The organism is Pseudoxanthomonas sp. LjRoot204_2 (assembly GCF_056175765.1).
Map to the genome: position 1 here is coordinate 1 of NZ_JBGFFG010000615.1, position 1,533 is coordinate 1,533.

The 1,533-nt window shown below is 69.5% G+C and carries 2 protein-coding genes; both read left to right on the top strand.

What is annotated here, in order from left to right:
• A partial coding sequence (locus AC04L7_RS18425) for a thiamine pyrophosphate-dependent enzyme (protein ID WP_475513662.1) occupies window positions 1-553 on the top strand: 553 nt, incomplete at its 5' end.
• Between the two features lie 8 nt (window positions 554-561).
• Window positions 562-1,533: alpha-ketoacid dehydrogenase subunit beta (locus AC04L7_RS18430; RefSeq protein ID WP_475513663.1), on the top strand; the 972-nt coding region annotated here is incomplete at its 3' end.

Below are 1,533 nucleotides of genomic sequence, written 5' to 3' on the forward strand. Positions count from 1 at the left end.
GAATTCCGCCGGCGCCTATGAGCTGCCGCTGGTGCTTGGCGTGATCAACAACGGCTGGGCGATCTCGGTGCCGCGCAGTGCGCAGACCGGCGCGCAGACGCTGGCGCAGAAGGGCCTGGCCGGCGGCCTGCACTGCCTGCAGGTGGACGGCAACGACCTGATCGCCGTGCTCGAGGGCATGCGCCGTGCCAGCGAGCGCGCCCGCAAGGGCCAGGGCGGCACGGTGATCGAATTCGTCACCTACCGCCTGTCCGACCACACCACCGCCGACGACGCGCGACGCTACCGCGATGACGCCGAAGTGAAAGCCGGCTGGGAACGCGAACCCATGACGCGCCTGCGCACCTGGCTGACCGCGCAGGGCGCGTGGAGCGAAGCCGACGAGGCCGCATGGAAGGAAGAGTGCGGCGTGCGCGTGGACGAAGAGGTCAACAGCTACCTCAACACGCCAGTGCAGCCGGTCGAGACGATGTTCGACTACCTGTACGCCGATCCCCCACCGGAACTGCTGCAGCAACGCGCCGCCGCGATCGCCGCGGAGAACCGCCCATGAGCACCGTGATGAAGCCCGAGAACAAGACTGTGGGAGCGACGTCAGTCGCGAAGCAGGACGCCGCGGCGACCCCGACCGCGATCACCCTGATCGAAGCCATCACCCAGGCGCTGGCGTGGGAGATCGCGCACGACGAATCCGTGCTGGTGTTGGGCGAGGACGTGGGCGTGAACGGCGGCGTGTTCCGCGCCACCGCCGGCCTGCAGCAGAAGTTCGGCCCGGAGCGCGTGCTCGACACGCCGCTGGACGAAACCACCATCGCCGGCCTGACCGTCGGCCTGGCGGCGCAAGGCATGAAGCCCGTGGCCGAAGCGCAGTTCGACGGCTTCGTCTATCCGATGGTCGACCACATCATCTGCCACGCCGCCCGCCTGCGCACCCGCACGCGCGGCCGCCTGCACTGCCCGATGGTGCTGCGCGTGCCGTGGGGCGGCGGCATCCGCGCGCCGGAGCACCACAGCGAGGCCAACGAAGCCATCTTCACCAACGTGCCCGGCCTGCGCGTGGTGATGCCGTCCTCGCCGCAGCGCGCCTACGGCCTGCTGCTGGCCGCGATCCGTGACCCGGACCCGGTCATCTACATGGAGCCCAAGCGCATCTACCGCCAGTACAAGGAAGTGGTCGCCGACGACGGCGAAGCGCTGCCGCTGGACGTGTGCTACGTACTGCGCGACGGTACCGACGTGACCCTGGTGACCTGGGGCGCGCAGGTGAAGGAAGCGCTGGAAGCCGCCGACAAGCTGGCCGGCGAAGGCATCAGCGCCGAAGTCATCGACGTGGCCACRCTGCGTCCGCTCGATTTCGACACCATCGCCGAATCGGTGGCCAAGACCGGCCGCTGCGTGATCGTGCACGAAGCGCCGCGCACCGCGGGCTTCGGCGCCGAGATCGCCGCGCGTCTGGCCGAACACTCGATGTACGACCTGCTGGCCCCGGTCGAACGCGTCACCGGCTACGACACCCACATCCCGCTGTTCCGC